We start from the raw sequence: 19,139 nt of genomic DNA on the forward strand, positions 1-19,139 counted from the left end.
ATATATAAAGGGGAAACGGGATGGGATTACCGGTATTATGTGTCGCTACGGCTATTTTTGCTTTGTTTTGGGGAATACAAAACTTCTCTCGTAATCCAGTGCCAAGTGTATGTATTATGATTGGTGCTGTAGGTTTATCATACTATTTATTAATTTTAGCGCATTATCATAAAACAGCAACAAGTGTTGTTGTAGGGGCAATTATTTTATTTTGTGGGCGTGCTATACAAAAGGGGTTATTTCCATAAAAGCTGTTTATACAAAAGGTATAAATAGCTTTTTGTATTTTTTTTACAAACTACTTGAAAGTTACGTTACGTCACCTTTTATAATGAAGGAGAAGAGGTGATGGAGTTGATTTCAATTCAAGAACTAACGAGGGAAACAGGGGTTACAGTAAGGACGTTACGTTATTATGATCAAATTGATTTATTAAAGCCGAGTGGGAAAACTGATGGAGGACATCGGTTATATAGCGAGAGAGATGTTGTTCGTTTGCAGCAAATTTTATTTTTAAAAGAAATGGGTTTTTCATTAAAAGAGGCTGCGAATATGTTAGTAAAAGGTGAGCTTAACTTAAAGGATTCTCTTGAAAAACAACTTCGGTTTGTACAGGAAGAACAAAAGAAATTCAATCGAATGGAGCGTGTTTTACAAGCTGTTGTTTATTCGGTAGATGTGGAAGGAGAACTGGATTGGAAAGTTATGTTTGAACTCATTCAGCTTTCGAAACAGTCTCCGCGAATACGTGAGATGTTTCAAAATGAAGTTTTTTCTAAGGGAGAACAAAAGTTGCTTCATAATTTGCCGAACATGAGTGAAGAAGACCCGAATGTTTTAGAATGGGTAAATTTATTAAAGCAACTACGTAACTTTATGAAAGACGGTAAGGAAGCATCATGTGATGAGGTACAAGGCGCAACAAAGAAATTAATGCAGAAGTGTTTAGAGATGGCAAATGGTGATGAAGCATTTTTAGATAAATTGTGGGAAGTAAGAAAGTCAAAAGAAGATTCACAGAAAATGAGTATGTATCCAATTGAAGAAGAGCTTCTATTATATATGGATGAGGCTTTTCGTATATATGACGAAAGGGAGAGGGATAAATGAGTATACTTGCAGAATATCGTTGGTATTTTTTAATTGGGGCAGAGATTGTATTTTGGTTATCAGCTATCGGATTCTTTTTACTAAGGTATGGATTTCGCTTGAAAAAGGCAAGTTTTATTATGGGGATTGTGCTACTTGTAAATGAAGTGTTTATTTTAACTTTAGGAGTAGTGGACTACTATCAAACAGGGAAGTTCTCTAATTTTCAAATCATTACGGTAATCATTTTATTATATGCAGTTTTTTATGGGAAAAAGGATTTGAAGAAATTAGATATATATGTACAAAAATTAGTTGCGAAGTGGCGGAATGAACCGGCGCCTATTATCGAAGAACCACTTGAAGTAACAGGGATGGCGCATGCGAAGCAGGAAATAAAAAATTGGATTTTACATCTTATTTTGTTTATTGCTGTTCATATATTCTTTTTCTTCATGTATGGGCTTATTCCAGTAGAACAGTGGGGGAATTGGTTAGAGTCAGGAATCGTTTTAAATAAAGCAGCAAGTCGTGTAAGCAAAGTGTGGGCTATTATTCTTTTAGCGGATACTGCGATTTCATTTTCATATGTTATTTTTCCGAAGAAGGAGAAAGGAAATAAGAAGCTACTTTCATAGAGGAAAGTAGCTTTTTTCTAGTATACCAATAGTTTGTATAGGAGAGGATAACGATAGGAAAAAGAACAGGTTTTATATGCTTATTTCTCTTTAGTTTAGTAGCATGTTCACAACCTAACAGTGCAATTGATAAGAAGAATGATGTCGTTGCAAAGGGGGCGGAAATTTCTAATCTAGATAAATTCGAGAAGTTCGTTTGGAATGTGGAACAAGGGGAAGTTGATAAAATAAGAATTGTACAGTATACACATGAAGGTGACCCGATTTTTCAAACGTTAGAGCATAGTGAGAAAGATATACTTTATGTGTTAGATAATAGGCAAGATCAATTTGCTGGTGACCATAAAGGGTTACATAAAGATAGTTGTAAAAGGATTGTTAAAGAGCAACGTGAATCAGAAACTTCATATAGGTTAATAGATTGTACGAATGAAAATGGGCGCAATGGATATGACTTATTATATGTACTTAAAAAATAGAGTTAGTAGAGGAAGGAAGTATTTATTCCTTCCTTTTTCTATATATAACTTGTCGAAAACTTTACCGAATATCTGTTCGTTTTTTTTAGGTTTTTTATGGGCATTCGTGGTAAAATAATAATACAGATTTTTATGAGGAGGTCGGTTTTTAGTTGGAACATCCATTTGAAATTATCTCAGAGTATTCCCCGCAAGGTGATCAGCCGGGAGCGATAGAGAAGCTTGTAGAGGGAATTAATAGTGGAAAGAAAAAGCAAGTGTTGCTTGGAGCGACAGGAACGGGTAAGACATTTACGATTTCAAATGTCATTAAAGAAGTGCAGAAGCCAACACTTGTAATGGCTCATAATAAAACGTTAGCAGGACAGTTATATAGTGAGCTGAAAGATTTCTTTCCTAACAATTCTGTGGAGTATTTTGTTAGTTATTACGATTATTATCAGCCAGAAGCGTACGTACCACATACGGATACGTTTATTGAAAAAGATGCGCAAATTAACGATGAAATTGATAAATTACGCCACTCGGCAACGTCTTCTTTATTTGAAAGAGATGATGTTATTATCGTTGCGAGTGTTTCGTGCATATACGGTTTAGGTTCTCCGGAAGAATACCGCGAGTTAGTTGTTTCGCTTCGAGTTGGTATGGAAAAGGACCGCAATCAATTGCTTCGTGAACTTGTTGATGTACAGTATGGACGTAATGATATTGATTTTAAGCGTGGTACATTCCGTGTGCGCGGAGATGTAGTTGAAATCTTCCCCGCATCACTTGATGAGCATTGTATTCGAATTGAATTTTTTGGGGATGAAATAGATCGTATTCGAGAAGTAAATGCATTAACGGGTGAAGTATTAGCAGAACGTGATCATGTAGCAATCTTCCCGGCATCTCACTTCGTTACACGTGAAGAAAAGCTGAAGGTCGCTATTGAAAATATCGAAAAAGAATTAGAAGAGCGTTTAAAAGAATTAAATGATAACGGTAAGTTGTTAGAGGCGCAGCGCATAGAACAGCGAACGCGTTATGATTTAGAAATGATGCGCGAGATGGGCTTTTGTTCAGGGATTGAAAACTATTCCCGTCATTTAACACTTCGTCCAGCAGGTTCAACGCCGTATACGCTTTTAGATTATTTTCCAGAGGATTTCTTAATCGTTATGGATGAGTCGCACGTATCGGTTCCGCAAGTAAGAGCGATGTATAACGGGGACCAAGCACGTAAGCAAGTGCTTGTTGATCATGGATTCCGTCTGCCATCAGCTTTAGATAATAGACCGCTCACGTTTGATGAGTTTGAAGAGAAAACGAATCAAGTTATTTACGTTTCGGCAACGCCAGGACCGTACGAGTTAGAGCAGTCACCGAAAGCAATAGAACAAATTATTCGTCCAACAGGGCTTTTAGATCCACCAATTGATATACGACCAATTGAAGGACAAATAGATGATTTATTAGGAGAAATCCATGACCGGATTGCGAAAAATGAACGTGTATTAATTACGACTTTAACGAAGAAAATGTCAGAGGATTTAACGGACTATTTAAAAGATGTAGGAATTAAAGTGAATTATCTTCACTCTGAAATTAAAACATTAGAGCGTATTGAAATTATCCGTGATCTTCGCCTTGGTAAGTTTGATGTACTTGTCGGTATTAACTTATTACGAGAAGGATTAGATATTCCAGAAGTATCACTTGTAGCTATTTTAGATGCTGATAAGGAAGGGTTCCTACGTTCAGAGCGTTCATTAATTCAAACAATTGGTCGTGCGGCGCGTAATGCAAACGGCCGCGTTATTATGTACGCAGATCGCATAACGAGATCGATGGGAATTGCAATTGAAGAAACACAGCGTCGTCGTAGTATACAAGAAGCTTACAATGAAAAGCATGGTATTACGCCGAAAACGATTCAAAAAGGAGTACGTGACGTTATTCGTGCGACAACAGCAGCTGAGGATACGGAAATATATGAAGCAACACCAGCTAAGAAGATGACGAAAAAAGAACGTGAAAATACAATTGCGAAGATGGAAGCAGAGATGAAAGAAGCAGCAAAGGCATTAGATTTCGAGCGTGCAGCTGAATTAAGAGATTTACTATTAGAATTAAAAGCGGAAGGGTGAAAAGAGTGAGTAAAGATTTTATTGTTGTAAAAGGTGCTAGAGCGCATAATTTAAAAAATATTGACGTAACCATTCCGAGAAATCAGCTTGTTGTTGTGACGGGATTGTCTGGTTCGGGGAAATCATCGTTAGCATTCGATACGATTTATGCAGAAGGGCAGCGTAGATACGTGGAATCTTTATCTGCGTATGCGCGCCAGTTTTTAGGGCAAATGGATAAGCCGGATGTTGATATGATTGAAGGTTTATCTCCAGCGATTTCAATTGATCAAAAAACGACGAGTCGTAATCCTCGTTCAACGGTTGGAACGGTAACGGAGATTTATGATTATTTACGTTTATTATTTGCACGAATTGGTACGCCGATTTGTCCGAATCATGGAATTGAAATTACATCACAAACAGTGGAACAGATGGTAGACCGTGTTCTTGAATATCCTGAACGTACGAAGTTACAAGTGCTAGCGCCTATCGTGTCAGGGCGTAAAGGTGCGCATGCGAAAGTATTAGAAGATATTAAGAAGCAAGGTTATGTTCGTGTGCGCGTTGATGGAGAGATGCTGGATGTATCGGAAGAGATTACTTTAGAAAAAAATAAGAAGCATTCAATTGAAGTTGTTATTGACCGTATTGTTGTGAAAGAAGGAATTGCAAGCCGACTTGCAGATTCACTAGAAAGTGCTTTAAAGCTTGGCGGGGGCCGAGTTTTAATCGATGTAATGGGAGAGGAAGAACTTCTATTTAGTGAACATCATGCTTGTCCACATTGTGGTTTTTCAATCGGAGAATTAGAGCCGCGTATGTTCTCGTTTAATAGTCCGTTCGGCGCGTGTCCTTCTTGTGATGGGCTTGGATCGAAGTTAGAGGTAGATTTAGAACTTGTTATTCCGAACTGGGATGTATCATTAAATGAACATGCGATTGCTCCTTGGGAACCGACAAGTTCACAATATTACCCGCAATTATTAAAATCTGTGTGTAATCATTACGGCATCGATATGGATATGCCGGTGAAAGATATACCGAAGGATTTATTTGATAAAGTGCTGTACGGAAGCGGAGAAGAGAAGCTTTATTTCCGCTATGTGAATGAATTTGGTCAAGTAAAGGAAAATGAGATTTTATTTGAAGGTGTTATCCCGAATATTGAGCGTCGTTATCGTGAGACGAGTTCTGATTATATTCGCGAGCAAATGGAGAAATATATGGCAGAGCAAGCTTGTCCGAAGTGTAAAGGTGGACGCTTAAAGCCTGAGAGTTTAGCTGTTTTCGTTGGTGATAAAACGATTGCCGATGTAACGAAATATTCTGTTCAAGAAGTACAGGAGTTCTTCTCAACTGTTGAGTTAACGGAGAAACAACAAAAAATTGCTCATTTAATTTTAAGAGAAATTCAGGAACGTGTTGGGTTCTTAGTGAACGTCGGTTTAGATTATTTAACGTTAAGTCGTGCCGCAGGAACTTTATCAGGTGGTGAGGCGCAGCGTATTCGTTTAGCGACACAAATTGGTTCTCGCCTTACTGGCGTACTTTACATTCTTGATGAGCCTTCTATCGGTTTGCATCAGCGTGATAATGATCGTCTTATTCGTACATTGCAGGAAATGCGTGATTTAGGAAATACGTTAATTGTTGTTGAGCATGATGAAGATACGATGATGGCTGCTGATTATTTACTTGATATCGGACCTGGTGCAGGTATTCATGGTGGTCAAGTTGTATCAGCAGGTACACCAGCTGAAGTTATGCAAGACGAGAATTCATTAACTGGGAAATATTTAAGCGGTAAAGAGTTTATTCCGGTACCACTTGAAAGACGTAAAGGTGACGGACGTAAAGTGGAGATTGTCGGTGCGAAAGAAAATAACTTAAAGAATGCGAAAATGTCATTCCCTCTAGGAACATTTGTAGCAGTAACAGGCGTATCTGGCTCTGGAAAAAGTACGATAATTAATGAAGTACTATACAAATCATTAGCTCAAAAGCTATATAAAGCGAAAGCAAAGCCAGGGGCTCATAAAGAAATTAAAGGTCTTGAGCAGTTAGATAAAGTGATTGATATTGATCAATCACCAATCGGGCGTACACCACGTTCAAATCCGGCGACATACACTGGCGTATTTGATGATATTCGTGATGTATTTGCGCACACGAATGAAGCGAAAGTACGTGGGTATCAAAAAGGACGTTTCAGCTTTAACGTAAAAGGCGGTCGTTGTGAAGCGTGCCGCGGTGATGGAATCATTAAAATCGAAATGCATTTCTTACCAGACGTGTATGTTCCATGTGAAGTTTGTCACGGTAAACGTTACAACCGTGAAACGTTAGAAGTGAAATATAAAGATAAGAATATTTCTGAAGTGTTAGGGATGACAATTGAAGATGGGGTAGAGTTCTTTGCTAATATCCCGAAAATTAAGCGTAAACTTCAAACTCTTGTAGATGTAGGGCTTGGTTATATGAAATTAGGACAACCAGCTACGACGTTATCAGGTGGTGAGGCGCAGCGTGTGAAATTAGCTTCTGAATTACATCGTCGTTCTACAGGGCGCACGTTATACATTTTAGATGAGCCAACGACTGGCTTACATGCACATGATATTGCACGCCTTCTAGAAGTGTTGCAACGTCTTGTTGAGAGTGGTGAGACGGTACTTGTAATTGAGCATAATTTAGATGTTATTAAAACAGCTGATTATATTATTGACCTTGGACCAGAAGGCGGAGACAAAGGCGGACAAATCGTTGCTTCCGGAACGCCAGAGCAAGTAGTGAAAGAAGAGCGCTCTTATACAGGTAAGTATTTAAAAGAGATTTTAGATCGTGATAAAGCAAGAATGAAAGAGAAAATAAAAGAAGTAGAGTTATCACAATAAGTTGTTAATGAAAGCCGAGTGGGAATTGCACTCGGTTTTTATTTCACTAAGGAAAACTAGTAAGGTTGTTAATAGGTATACAAGCATGAAGGATAGAATAAGTTGATATAAGCGCTCGTATGATACTTGCGTTTATTGTCTATTAGCGTATGATGAAATATATATGTTAAAAGGATGTGTAAGGAAATGAGATGGATTGTATCACTTCTTGTAAATAGCGTTGTGTTAATAGCTGTATCCGGACTTTTAAAAGGGGTTGCACCAGACGCATTTTACATAGCAAATATACAAACTGCAATTATTGCGAGTATTATATTGGCGATTTTAAACGTATTTGTAAAGCCGCTTTTAATTTTAATTACGCTACCGATTACTCTTGTAACTTTCGGTTTCTTCTTAATTGTTATTAATGCGATTACGTTAAAGATGACGGATTCGTTATTAGGGGACGCCTTTAATATATCTGGATTTGGTGTAGCGATTGTTGCGGCAATTTGTATTTCTATTTTTAATATGATAATTGAAAAAGTAATTGTTGAACCATTACATGAAAAAAAGAGAAAATGACAAAAAGAAAAACATTTCATGATTCATATGAAATGTTTTTTTCTATTTATTAGAAACCGAGTTTCTTGTTTCCAGAAAAAAATGGTACAATATCCGATAGAATGGAATTTTACATCAAATGAGACTGAACCCGCAGCGGAGTGGAGGTTTATACATATGCCGAAAGTAAGGACAAAAGATTTAATTGAACAATTCCAATTGGAGTTAGTAAGTGGTGAAGAAGGGATTCATCGTCCGATTGATACGAGTGATTTATCGCGACCTGGAATTGAAATGGCAGGATTTTTTACATATTATCCAGCTGATCGCGTGCAGCTTCTTGGGAAAACGGAGCTTACGTTCTTTGATACGTTAACGACAGAGCAAAAGCAAGAGAGAATGAAAGCGCTTTGTACTGAGGAGACGCCTTGTATTATTGTAACTCGTAATCAAGATGTACCGGATGAGTTATTACAAGCATCACGTGAATCAGGCGTGCCTTTATTACGTTCTGCTCAAACGACGACGAGATTATCAAGTCGTTTAACAAACTATTTAGAAGGTAAGTTAGCGCCAACAACAGCTGTTCATGGTGTGTTAGTAGATATTTATGGTGTTGGTGTTTTAATTACAGGTCAAAGTGGTGTCGGGAAAAGTGAGACAGCGCTTGAACTTGTAAAGCGTGGTCACCGCCTTGTTGCGGATGATAGCGTAGAAATTCGTCAAGAAGATGAAGATACATTAGTAGGGAGCTCACCTGATTTAATTGAGCACTTATTAGAAATTCGTGGTCTAGGTATCATTAACGTAATGACGTTATTCGGTGCAGGGGCAGTACGAAATTATAAACGTATTACACTTGTTATTAATCTTGAAATTTGGGATCAAAAGAAAAATTATGATCGCTTAGGTCTTGATGAAGAGAAGATGAAGATTATTGATACAGAACTTACGAAGATTACACTTCCAGTTCGTCCTGGTCGAAACTTGGCTGTTATTATTGAAGTAGCAGCGATGAACTTCAGATTAAAACGTATGGGAGTCAATGCGGCACAACAGTTCTCTGAACGATTAATGAGTGCGATTGAGTTAGGAAATCAAGAGTAGACTCTGGAGAGGGAGGTCATATATATGCTGTTAGGTTCTGTACCACAGCTTGACCGTATAGCAGTCCAACTTGGGCCGTTCCCTGTTTATTGGTATGGGGTTATTATCGGTACAGGTGTGCTATTAGGTCTTTGGCTAGCAACCCGCGAGGGAGAAAGGCTTGGTATTCACAAAGATACATTTATCGACCTTGTATTAATCGCAGTACCAATTGCCATTCTTTTTGCGAGAATGTATTATGTCATTTTTGAATGGGAATATTATTCGCAAAATCCGAGTCAAATTATTAATATTCGTCAAGGTGGTTTGGCGATTCATGGTGGTTTAATCGGGGCTGTTATTACAGGAATCCTTTTTGCGAAACGACGCGGGCTTTCATTCTGGAAGTTAGCGGATATTGCTGCGCCGAGTATTTTACTAGGACAAGCAATTGGCCGATGGGGAAACTTTATGAACCAAGAGGCGCATGGTGATGAAGTAACGAGACAGTTTTTAGAAGGTCTTCATTTACCAGATTTCATTATTAATCAAATGTACATTGATGGTGTGTATTATCACCCAACGTTTTTATATGAATCATTATGGAACTTTGCAGGTGTTATTTTACTACTCGCGTTACGAAAAGTGAATTTACGCCGTGGTGAATTATTCTTCACATATTTAATTTGGTATTCAGTGGGACGCTTCTTCGTAGAAGGTTTGCGTACAGATAGTTTAATGTTAGGACCACTTCGTATTGCACAAGTAATGTCTATTGGAATTGTTGTTATTTCTATCATTTTCATTATTGTGAGACGAAAAATGGGGCAAGCTGATAAAAGATATTTAGAAAATTAGAGAAAAGTAGCATCTTATATAAGATGCTGCTTCTTTCATATTCAGGTAATGAAAGGATTAAGGACGATGAAAATAAATACAGTGTTATTTGATTTAGATGGAACGTTAATTAATACAAATGAACTTATTATCTCTTCTTTTTTACATACGTTAAATCACTATTATTCTAATCAGTATAAGCGTGAAGATGTATTGCCATTTATCGGTCCATCTTTGCATGATACTTTTAGTAAAATTGATGCAAGTAAGGTTGAAGAGATGATTACATGTTATCGTCAATTTAATCATGAGCATCATGATGAATTAGTGGAAGAGTATGAAACTGTATATGAAACGGTTCAAGAATTGAAGAAGAAAGGTTATAAGATCGGCATCGTTACAACGAAAGCGAGACAGACGGTTGAAATGGGATTAAAGCTTTCGAAACTTGATCAGTTTTTTGATGTTGTCGTGACGATTGATGATGTGGAACATGTGAAACCACATCCAGAACCACTTCAAAAAGCACTCGAATTATTAGATGCAAAGCCAGAAGAAACATTGATGGTTGGTGATAATCATCATGATATCGTCGGTGGACAAAATGCAGGTACGAAAACAGTAGCGGTTTCATGGACATTGAAAGGTAGAGCGTATTTAGAAGCGTATAAACCAGATTATGTGCTAGATAAAATGAGTGATTTACTACCGATTTTGTCCCGCATTAACGGGTAGTAAGATTCCTGCCGGTTAAAGTGTCACTTCATATAAGTAGAGGAGAGAGTTCAGTGCGACGGACAACGCGCTATCCTGTTTCAGGAGAAAATTCATTGTGGAATGTGTATAAAACAGTTTCTTTTTGGAAGGTAATGAAAAACTTTATTATCATCCAAATCGCACGTTACACGCCATTTTTATCCGTAAAGAATTGGTTATATCGCACGTTTTTACGGATGGAAGTAGGAAAGAAAACGTCGTTTGCACTTATGGTAATGCCAGATATTATGTTTCCAGAAAAGATTACTGTGGGAGACAATTCAATTATCGGCTATAATACAACGCTTTTAGCGCATGAATATTTAATTCGTGAGTATCGACTCGGAGAAATCGTCATAGGGAATGAAGTTATGATTGGAGCGAATACGACAATTTTACCAGGTGTGACAATTGGAGATGGAGCTATCGTTTCTGCAGGCACACTTGTCCATAAAGATGTACCAGGCGGCGCTTTCGTAGGCGGAAATCCGATGCGTATTATTTATACGAAAGAGGAAATGGCCACTAGAGAAGGTTGATGTTAAAAATGTAACATTTCCCTTCTGTTTTTATGAATAAAAAGGAAATAATTGAGTATAATATACTGTTTTGTTTTTTACGGAATCGTTTATACTTATAGATAGAAGAATGTGTGAACGAAGAAAACAAAAAACTGGAGGATATATGGGGAAAAATCAAAGAATATATAAGGAGAACGGACAAGTTATCTCTTTTAATCAGTTAGCGGACTTCTTTTATAAAAAAGGGATGAGGGCTTATAAAGGGCAAAAATTGCAAGATGCAATTAAATATTTTCGAAGAGCAGCACAAAGCGAAAAGGAGCCGTTTATTTTATGCCAACTAGCAATAGCATTATCTGAATCTGGTGAATATCAAGAGTCGAATCAGATATTTCTAAAGCTTGTTAGATCCAATCCTGAACTTGAGCAATGCTATTATTTTATTTCAAATAATTATGCATATATGGGCTTGTTTCAACAGGCGAAGAAGTATGCAGAGCGATATTTAGAAGTTGCGGAAGAGAAGGAATTTGTAAAAGATACATTAGAATTGCTTGAGATTATGGAAGAAGATGCAATGGGTGCGGAAGAGATTGAGGATGAAGATGAGCTAATTGTTATGCAAGAAGAAGCGAACCGCTACATTCGTAACGGACAATTAGAAGAGGCGATTGCTACACTAGAAGTTGTTACGAAAGAATATCCAGAATTTTGGTCAGGACATAATAATTTAGCGATTGCACATTTTCAATCAGGTAATGTAGATCAAGCGCTTAAGTTAACAGAAATGATTTTAGAGAAAAATCCTGGTAATATGCATGCGCTTTGTAATACGCTTATTTTTCTATATTCAATTGGAGAGCATAAGCAAGTAGAGTCATTAGCGGGGCAGTTAGTTTCGGTATATCCAATTTCATTTGAGCATCGTTTGAAACTTGGAACAACGCTTGCAACAATTGGTCATTTTGAACCTGCATATAAATGGTTCAAAGTATTAAAGCGTCAAGGTTATGAAGGAGATGTCAGTTTTTATTACTGGTTTGCATACTCTGCGTATATGGTGAAGGAACAGCAAGTAGCTGAAAAAATGTGGCAACATGTTGTAGAATTGCATCCTGATAAAAAAGGAAAAGAACCGTGGAATGCACTGAATTTAGCAGATGAAGGACAAAATCTTTTATTTGAAGAGCTACGAAAATCATTTCAGCAAAGTACGACACTAGAAGAGAAAATGCTAGCTTTATATTTAATGAATGAATTGTCAACACCAGAGAAGGTTGGATTCTTCTTTGATGTAACGCAAGCGAAAAATGGTGTTCCAATCGTATCGCAACTTGCAAAATATTTCTTTTTACTTAATAGTCATAAAAGTATCCCAGCTGATTTACAGCAATTTGAACAGTGCGTACGAATCGCGGATGCATTATACAATTATACGAAAAAAGACGATGAATTAATCGAAGAGTGTTTAAATTTTTGGTTTTGCACGTTCATACGTTTATATACATCTGGAGCGACCTTTACAAATGTGTACGGTTGGTCAGCGGCAATTGAATACATTGTGCGCGGCGAACAAAGAAATAAGATGACACAGGCAGAGCTTGGTGATGTATATAATGTATCTGTAGCGACTGTACGAAAGTATGTGCAGGCTGTTAAGCGCACGCACACGTAGGGTAGGCAAATCATTGGGAAAAAAATGATGCTAACAGTATAATGAGGGTAACTTAATGTGTATGAATGAATGGGAGTGAATAGTGTGTCAGAAGAAAAAATTTATGATGTCATTATTATTGGTGCAGGACCAGCTGGTATGACAGCTGCGGTATATACATCTCGTGCGAATTTAAGCACACTGATGCTTGAGCGTGGTATCCCAGGTGGACAAATGGCAAATACAGAAGATGTAGAGAACTATCCAGGTTATGAGTCTATTTTAGGACCAGACTTATCAAATAAAATGTTTGAGCATGCGAAGAAATTTGGTGCTGAATATGCATACGGTGATGTGAAAGCAATCATCGATGGTAAAGAGTACAAAACAATTATTGCTGGTAAAAAAGAATATAAAGCACGTGCAATTATCGTTGCAAGCGGTGCAGAGTATAAAAAAATTGGTGTGCCAGGTGAAACAGAACTTGGCGGCCGGGGTGTATCATATTGTGCAGTATGTGATGGTGCATTCTTTAAAGGGAAAGAACTTGTTGTTATTGGCGGCGGAGATTCTGCTGTTGAAGAGGGTGTATTCTTAACACGCTTCGCATCAAAAGTAACGATCGTTCACCGTCGTGACACTCTTCGTGCACAGAAAATTTTACAAGATCGTGCTTTCCAAAATGAGAAAGTAGATTTCATTTGGAATCACACTATAAAAGAAATTAACGATGCAAATGGTAAAGTAGGAAGCGTAACACTTGTAGATGTAAACAGCGGAGAAGAGCAAGAAGTTAAAACTGACGGCGTTTTCATATACATCGGTATGTTACCATTATCAAAACCGTTTGTTGAGCTAGGTATTACAAATGAAAATGGTTATGTTGAAACGAACGAGCGTATGGAAACGAAAGTTCCTGGTATTTTCGCAGCTGGTGATGTTCGTGAAAAAATGCTTCGTCAAATTGTAACGGCAACAGGCGATGGTAGTATTGCAGCGCAGAGTGCACAGCATTATATAGAAGAGTTAGTAGAGGAACTAAAGACTGTAACAGAAAAATAAGGGTGTTTTTTCCTTTTTGGAAGAAAGCTACCGATAGGTGGCTTTCTTTTTTTTGTTCAAATGTCAAACTTTTGTCAAAAATAATTAAGAATATAGTGTTTCTTATTGTTATACTAGAATTTACGGGAAAAATCACTATAAGAAATGAGGAATTTATTCAGTATGGAATGGCGTAATATATATCGTGGATTTTGTATGGGCGTTAGTGATTTAATTCCTGGTGTGAGCGGCGGAACAATCGCTGTTGTGTTGGGGATTTATGAACAATTGCTCGCAGCAATTAGCGGATTCTTTAGTCGTGAATGGAAAAAACATTTAGCGTTTTTAATCCCACTTGCAGCTGGTGTAGCGGCAGCTTTTCTAACGTTAAGTCATGTTATTAAATATTTATTAGCAAATCATTATGAACCGACTCAATTTTTCTTCCTCGGTTTAATTATTAGTATATTACCGATGTTAATGAGAGAAGCTGATGCAAAGGCAACGTTTAAAGGTAGTCATATTGCCTTATTAATAATTGCAGCAATTCTTGTTGCAATAACAGCATTCTTTAAACCAGATAAGGCAGCTGATCCGATTACGACGTTAACAATTTTAAATGCAATTGGTTTATTTTTCGCAGGATGGATGGCTAGTATGGCTATGCTTCTTCCTGGAATTAGTGGATCGTTTATTTTATTAATTATTGGTGTGTATCCGACAGCAATTAACGCTTTAACTACACTCAATTTACCGTTAATCGTGGTTATCGGTGCCGGAGTGATGGCCGGATTTGTTGTAAGTAGTAAAGGAATTAGTTATTTGTTAGATCGTTATAAAAGTATGACATTTGCGGCAATTATTGGGCTCGTTATCGGGTCGATTGTCATTGTGTTCCCTGGCATTCCGACTGGTGGAATTTCAATTGTAAGTTCAATTATTACTTTTATTTTAGGATTTGCGGTTGTTACTTATTTCGGTAAGAAATAAGTGTTTTAATCCCCTTAACGATAAAAATCGTTAAGGGGATTTTTATGTGCTATTCATGGGAAGTAAGGTATTTTGATTGCTTGTTATAGAAAGAATTTTTACAATTGCTTAGCGAAAGGGGACTGGCACCTTCGTTGTAGCAAACTGTTTTTGATAGTATAATGAAATGAGTATGCAGTGAGAAATTTTGCTGCAAGTAGCTGAGGTGAAGAAACATGCAAAGAGTGACAAACTGTGTGTTAATTAGAGATAATGAAGTACTCTTACTCCAAAAACCTCGCCGAAATTGGTGGGTTGCACCGGGCGGGAAAATGGAGCGTGGTGAGACAGTAAGAGATTCCGTTGTTCGCGAGTATCGTGAAGAAACAGGTATTTATTTAAAGAATCCAGCATTAAAAGGGGTCTTCACTTTTGTCATCCAAGAAGGTGATAAAGTTGTTTCTGAATGGATGATGTTCTCCTTTTTAGCAACAGATTTTGCAGGAGAAAACAAATTAGAGAGCGAAGAAGGCATCATTGGTTGGCATACATTTGATAAAATTGATGATTTAGCAATGGCACCAGGAGATTATCACATTATTGATTATTTAATTAAAGGGAATGGTATAATCTACGGTACATTTGTATATACCCCAGATTTTGAGTTGCTTTCATATCGATTAGATCCGAGTTAAACCTGCAAGGAGAGGATACGATGACAGAGAATAATGATATAAAAATGGTAATTATTACAGGGATGTCTGGAGCTGGAAAGACGGTAGCGTTACAAAGTTTCGAAGATTTAGGATATTTTTGTGTAGATAATTTACCACCGATGTTATTGCCGAAGTTTATTGAACTTATGGCAGATTCAAAAGGAAAAATGAATAAAGTGGCACTCGGTATTGATTTACGTGGCCGAGAGTTTTTTGAATATTTATGGGGAGCGCTTGATGATTTATCAGAACGTACATGGATTATTCCTCATATTTTATTTTTAGATGCGAAAGATAGCACACTTGTAACTCGTTATAAAGAAACGAGACGTTCGCATCCACTTGCGCCAACTGGCTTGCCGTTAAAGGGAATTGAAGCTGAGCGTGGTCTCTTAACTGATATGAAGGCACGAGCGAATATTGTGCTTGATACATCTGATTTGAAACCGAAAGAACTACGAGAAAAAATTGTTCACTTATTCTCAACAGAAACTGAGCAAGCATTTCGTGTAAATGTTATGTCATTTGGATTTAAGTACGGAATTCCAATTGATGCTGATTTAGTATTTGATGTTCGTTTTTTACCAAATCCATATTATATTCCACATATGAAGCCATTAACAGGACTGGATGAAGAAGTTTCGTCGTATGTGTTGAAATTTAATGAAACACATAAGTTTTTAGAGAAATTGACGGATCTTATCACTTTCATGCTGCCTCATTATAAAAGAGAAGGTAAGAGTCAACTTGTAATTGCGATTGGATGTACGGGTGGGCAACATCGTTCTGTTACGCTTACAGAGTACCTTGGGAAACATTTGAAACCAGAGTATAGCGTTCATGTATCTCATCGTGATGTGGAGAAGAGAAAGGGCCATTAGGGGATGAAAAAAGAGAGAAAACCTAAAATTGTTATCATGGGAGGTGGAACTGGACTTTCTGTTTTATTAAGGGGATTAAAACAATATCCTGTTGATATTACAGCAGTTGTAACAGTAGCCGACGATGGAGGCAGTTCAGGTAGACTACGTGATGAGCTAGAAATTCCACCTCCAGGTGATATTCGTAACGTACTTGTTGCGTTATCGGATGTAGAACCATTAGTGGAGGCTTTATTTCAGCACCGTTTTACAACTGGAGACGGACTGAAAGGGCATGCGTTAGGAAATTTATTGTTGGCAGGTATGACTTCGATTACAGGAGACTTTTACCACGCGATTACGGAAACGAGTAAAGTATTAAATGTCAGAGGACGTGTATTACCAGCAGCGAATCAAAGTGCGGTACTTCATGCAGAATTAGAAGATGGAGAAATTGTAACAGGTGAATCAAAGATTCCTCATTTCGGGAAGAAGATTAATCGTGTCTTTTTAACTCCAGAAGATGTAGAACCGTTATGTGAAACGTTGACGGAAATTAAACGAGCTGATTTGCTTGTTTTCGGTCCAGGAAGTCTGTACACAAGTATATTACCGAATTTAGTTGTTAACAAAATTGGAGACGCTGTTCTTGCTGCAAAAGCGAAGAAGGTATATGTATGTAATGTTATGACGCAAGCGGGCGAAACGAAGGGTTATACTGCGTTTGATCATGTGCAGGCGTTACATGATCATTTAGGTAAACCATTTATCGACACTGCGATTGTAAATAATCGTGATATTCCTCATGAATTACGTAAGTTATATGAGGAAGAGATGTCGGAACCAGTTGCACTGGATACAAATCGTTTTGCTGAACATAATATCGAAATCATTCAAGATAGATTAGCGAAATATGATGAGCGTGTTGTAAGGCATGATACATTAAAGTTAGCTTCTATTTTATATTCATTGTTATAAATGTGCGTTGCCTCGTTTGAGGTAACGCTCCTCATTCATATAGGACAAGATTTTTGTTCCAAAGTAATAGTATAAGGAGGTGTTGACTGTGTCATTTGCATCAGAAACAAAGAAAGAGTTGACCAACCTTGAAATGAAGGAATGCTGTGAGAAATCGGAATTATCGGCGTTGCTTCGAATGAACGGATCGCTTTCTTTTTCAAACCGTCGCCTATCTATCGATATTCAAACGGAAAATGCAGCAATTGCAAGAAGGATTTATACGCTTTTGAAAAAAGGATATGATGTGACGGTAGAATTACTTGTTCGTAAAAAAATGCGATTGAAGAAAAATAATGTATATATCGTGCGGCTTGTTGAGAAGTCTCGCGAAATATTAGCAGATCTTCACATTGTTCGAGATGACTTTTCGTTTATTCGAAATATATCGCAGGAATTAATCGAGAAGAAATGTTGTAAACGATCGTATTTACGCGGTGCATTTTTAGCAGGTGGTTCAGTAAATAACCCAGAAACATCATCTTATCATTTAGAGATCTTTTCGTTATATAAGGAACATAATGATTCTATATGTGAACTGATGAACGGATTTGATTTAAATAGTAAGACGTTGGAAAGAAGAAAAGGGTACATTACGTATTTGAAAGAAGCTGAAAAAATTACAGAGTTTTTAAATATTATAGGTGCTCATAATGCACTTTTAAGATTTGAAGATATTCGAATTGTTCGCGATATGCGTAATTCAGTAAATCGTTTAGTTAACTGCGAAACAGCTAATTTAAATAAAACAATTGGTGCAGCGCTAAGGCAAATTGAGAACATCCGCTATATTGATGAGACGGTTGGGCTTGATATTTTGCCAGATAAATTAAGAGAAATTGCACAGTTACGAAGAGATTATCAAGATGTAACATTGAAAGAGTTAGGTGAGATGGTATCCGGGGGGAAAATTAGTAAATCGGGTATTAATCATCGTTTGCGTAAAATCGATGAAATTGCAGAGAAATTACGCGCGGGGGAAACAGTAGCAAAAAAATAAAAGGTTAAAGGGGAAATGGAGCTGTGGTTCAAAAACTGGTTAAAGTGGCATTAAAAAACGGCTTACAAGCACGTCCGGCTGCGTTGTTTGTACAAGAGGCAAATCGCTTTCATGCGGATATCTTCATCGAGAAAGATGGAAAGACAGTGAATGCAAAGAGCATAATGGGGATTATGAGCTTAGCAATCGGAACTGGTAGCATGATTACAATCACAACAGAAGGTTCAGATGCAGAAGAGGCTTTGGAAGCATTAACTGCATATGTACAATAAAGGGTTATCGCGAATGTGCGATAGCTTTTTTTATTTTGTTACTTGCGGGCATTCTGTTTGGTGCGGGGTAACAATCAGTCGGGGTATGTTGGTGGTTCATGCTTGTCGGAAATTGTCGGTAAGTCGATAAGTTGTGTCGAAACGCCGATATAATTTGAGTTGTGGTCGATAAAATTGAAAAATCGCTGATATATTGGATTAGATACTAGGTGGGGTATGTGATACCCTTGTACATAATAAAAAAAGCGCCCTGTTGACGGGCGCTTCCGCTTTTAGTTGTATCTAGCTCCAGCGGCTAAAATCTCCGGTCGTTTCGCCCCTTCATTCGAGGCAAAAAGCGCCTCGGAATCAGGGGCTCCAACGCCCTGCGATTCTGAACGAGCCGCTTCTGCTTTTAAGTGTATCTAGCTCCAGCGGCTAGAATCTCCGGTCGTTTCGCCCCTTCATTCGAGGCAAAAAGCACCTCGGAATCAGGGGCTCCAACGCCCTGCGATTCTGAACGAGCCGCTTCTGCTTTTAAGTGTATCCAGCTCCAGCGGCTAGAATCTCCGGTCGTTTCGCCCCTTCATTCGAGGCAAAAAGCGCCTCGGAATCAGGGGCTCCAACGCCCTGCGATTCTGAACGAGCCGCTTCTGCTTTTAAGTGTATCCCAG

At 37.8% G+C, this 19,139-nt stretch carries 19 protein-coding genes; all 19 read left to right on the plus strand.

Annotated features, from left to right (window positions below; translation table 11 throughout):
• Window positions 1–20: 20 nt before the first annotated feature.
• The 19 genes from DET63_RS07225 to DET63_RS07315 all read left to right on the plus strand — a co-directional run bounded on the left by DET63_RS07225 (window position 21) and on the right by DET63_RS07315 (window position 18,486).
• Entirely contained in the window at window positions 21–248 is a 228-nt protein-coding gene (locus tag DET63_RS07225; protein WP_002034710.1) for a hypothetical protein, read from the plus strand.
• 100 nt (window positions 249–348) lie between these two features.
• Entirely contained in the window at window positions 349–1,110 is a 762-nt protein-coding gene (locus tag DET63_RS07230; protein WP_061689022.1) for a MerR family transcriptional regulator, read from the plus strand.
• On the plus strand, window positions 1,107–1,727 hold the full coding sequence (locus tag DET63_RS07235) for a hypothetical protein (RefSeq protein ID WP_113936264.1): 621 nt from the start codon (window positions 1,107–1,109) through the stop codon (window positions 1,725–1,727). Before DET63_RS07230 ends, DET63_RS07235 begins: the two co-directional genes overlap by 4 nt.
• A 47-nt stretch (window positions 1,728–1,774) precedes the next feature.
• Entirely contained in the window at window positions 1,775–2,206 is a 432-nt protein-coding gene (locus DET63_RS07240; RefSeq protein ID WP_080118320.1) for a DUF4362 domain-containing protein, read from the plus strand.
• 152 nt (window positions 2,207–2,358) lie between these two features.
• On the plus strand, window positions 2,359–4,335 hold the full coding sequence (gene uvrB, locus DET63_RS07245; protein WP_002016097.1) for an excinuclease ABC subunit B: 1,977 nt from the start codon (window positions 2,359–2,361) through the stop codon (window positions 4,333–4,335).
• A 5-nt stretch (window positions 4,336–4,340) separates the two neighbouring features.
• A complete protein-coding gene (uvrA, locus tag DET63_RS07250) occupies window positions 4,341–7,211 on the plus strand; it encodes an excinuclease ABC subunit UvrA (RefSeq protein WP_002016096.1) in 2,871 nt (956 codons plus the stop codon).
• A 186-nt stretch (window positions 7,212–7,397) separates the two neighbouring features.
• On the plus strand, window positions 7,398–7,778 hold the full coding sequence (locus DET63_RS07255) for a phage holin family protein (RefSeq protein ID WP_002089574.1): 381 nt from the start codon (window positions 7,398–7,400) through the stop codon (window positions 7,776–7,778).
• A 156-nt stretch (window positions 7,779–7,934) separates the two neighbouring features.
• The gene (gene hprK, locus DET63_RS07260) at window positions 7,935–8,864 is read left to right on the plus strand and encodes an HPr(Ser) kinase/phosphatase (protein ID WP_002016091.1); all 930 of its coding nucleotides are present in this window, start codon (window positions 7,935–7,937) and stop codon (window positions 8,862–8,864) included.
• A gap of 24 nt (window positions 8,865–8,888) precedes the next feature.
• Window positions 8,889–9,701: a prolipoprotein diacylglyceryl transferase gene (lgt, locus tag DET63_RS07265; protein WP_002034719.1), complete on the plus strand. Its 813-nt coding sequence runs from the start codon at window positions 8,889–8,891 to the stop codon at window positions 9,699–9,701.
• A 66-nt stretch (window positions 9,702–9,767) separates the two neighbouring features.
• The gene (gene ppaX, locus DET63_RS07270; protein WP_113936265.1) at window positions 9,768–10,415 is read left to right on the plus strand and encodes a pyrophosphatase PpaX; all 648 of its coding nucleotides are present in this window, start codon (window positions 9,768–9,770) and stop codon (window positions 10,413–10,415) included.
• 53 nt (window positions 10,416–10,468) lie between these two features.
• A complete protein-coding gene (locus DET63_RS07275) occupies window positions 10,469–10,975 on the plus strand; it encodes an acyltransferase (protein ID WP_002139159.1) in 507 nt (168 codons plus the stop codon).
• A gap of 145 nt (window positions 10,976–11,120) precedes the next feature.
• A complete protein-coding gene (locus tag DET63_RS07280) occupies window positions 11,121–12,632 on the plus strand; it encodes a tetratricopeptide repeat protein (protein WP_113936266.1) in 1,512 nt (503 codons plus the stop codon).
• Window positions 12,633–12,716: 84 nt separating this feature from the next.
• Window positions 12,717–13,673, plus strand: a complete 957-nt coding sequence (gene trxB / locus DET63_RS07285; RefSeq protein ID WP_002089563.1) for a thioredoxin-disulfide reductase — start codon at window positions 12,717–12,719, stop codon at window positions 13,671–13,673.
• Between the two features lie 162 nt (window positions 13,674–13,835).
• Window positions 13,836–14,642, plus strand: a complete 807-nt coding sequence (locus DET63_RS07290) for a DUF368 domain-containing protein (protein ID WP_002016085.1) — start codon at window positions 13,836–13,838, stop codon at window positions 14,640–14,642.
• A 215-nt stretch (window positions 14,643–14,857) separates the two neighbouring features.
• Window positions 14,858–15,316 carry an NUDIX hydrolase gene (locus DET63_RS07295; protein ID WP_001190080.1) on the plus strand — a complete coding sequence of 153 codons (459 nt, stop codon included), beginning with the start codon at window positions 14,858–14,860 and terminating at the stop codon, window positions 15,314–15,316.
• Window positions 15,317–15,336: 20 nt separating this feature from the next.
• On the plus strand, window positions 15,337–16,218 hold the full coding sequence (gene rapZ, locus DET63_RS07300; protein ID WP_002016084.1) for an RNase adapter RapZ: 882 nt from the start codon (window positions 15,337–15,339) through the stop codon (window positions 16,216–16,218).
• A 3-nt stretch (window positions 16,219–16,221) separates the two neighbouring features.
• Window positions 16,222–17,175: a gluconeogenesis factor YvcK family protein gene (locus DET63_RS07305; RefSeq protein ID WP_113936267.1), complete on the plus strand. Its 954-nt coding sequence runs from the start codon at window positions 16,222–16,224 to the stop codon at window positions 17,173–17,175.
• Between the two features lie 88 nt (window positions 17,176–17,263).
• Window positions 17,264–18,214: a DNA-binding protein WhiA gene (gene whiA, locus DET63_RS07310; protein ID WP_002016082.1), complete on the plus strand. Its 951-nt coding sequence runs from the start codon at window positions 17,264–17,266 to the stop codon at window positions 18,212–18,214.
• A gap of 23 nt (window positions 18,215–18,237) precedes the next feature.
• Window positions 18,238–18,486: an HPr family phosphocarrier protein gene (locus DET63_RS07315; protein ID WP_002016081.1), complete on the plus strand. Its 249-nt coding sequence runs from the start codon at window positions 18,238–18,240 to the stop codon at window positions 18,484–18,486.
• The last annotated feature ends 653 nt before the right edge of the window (window positions 18,487–19,139 follow it).

The organism is Bacillus sp. DB-2, assembly GCF_003315125.1.
GTDB lineage: Bacteria > Bacillota > Bacilli > Bacillales > Bacillaceae_G > Bacillus_A > Bacillus_A mycoides.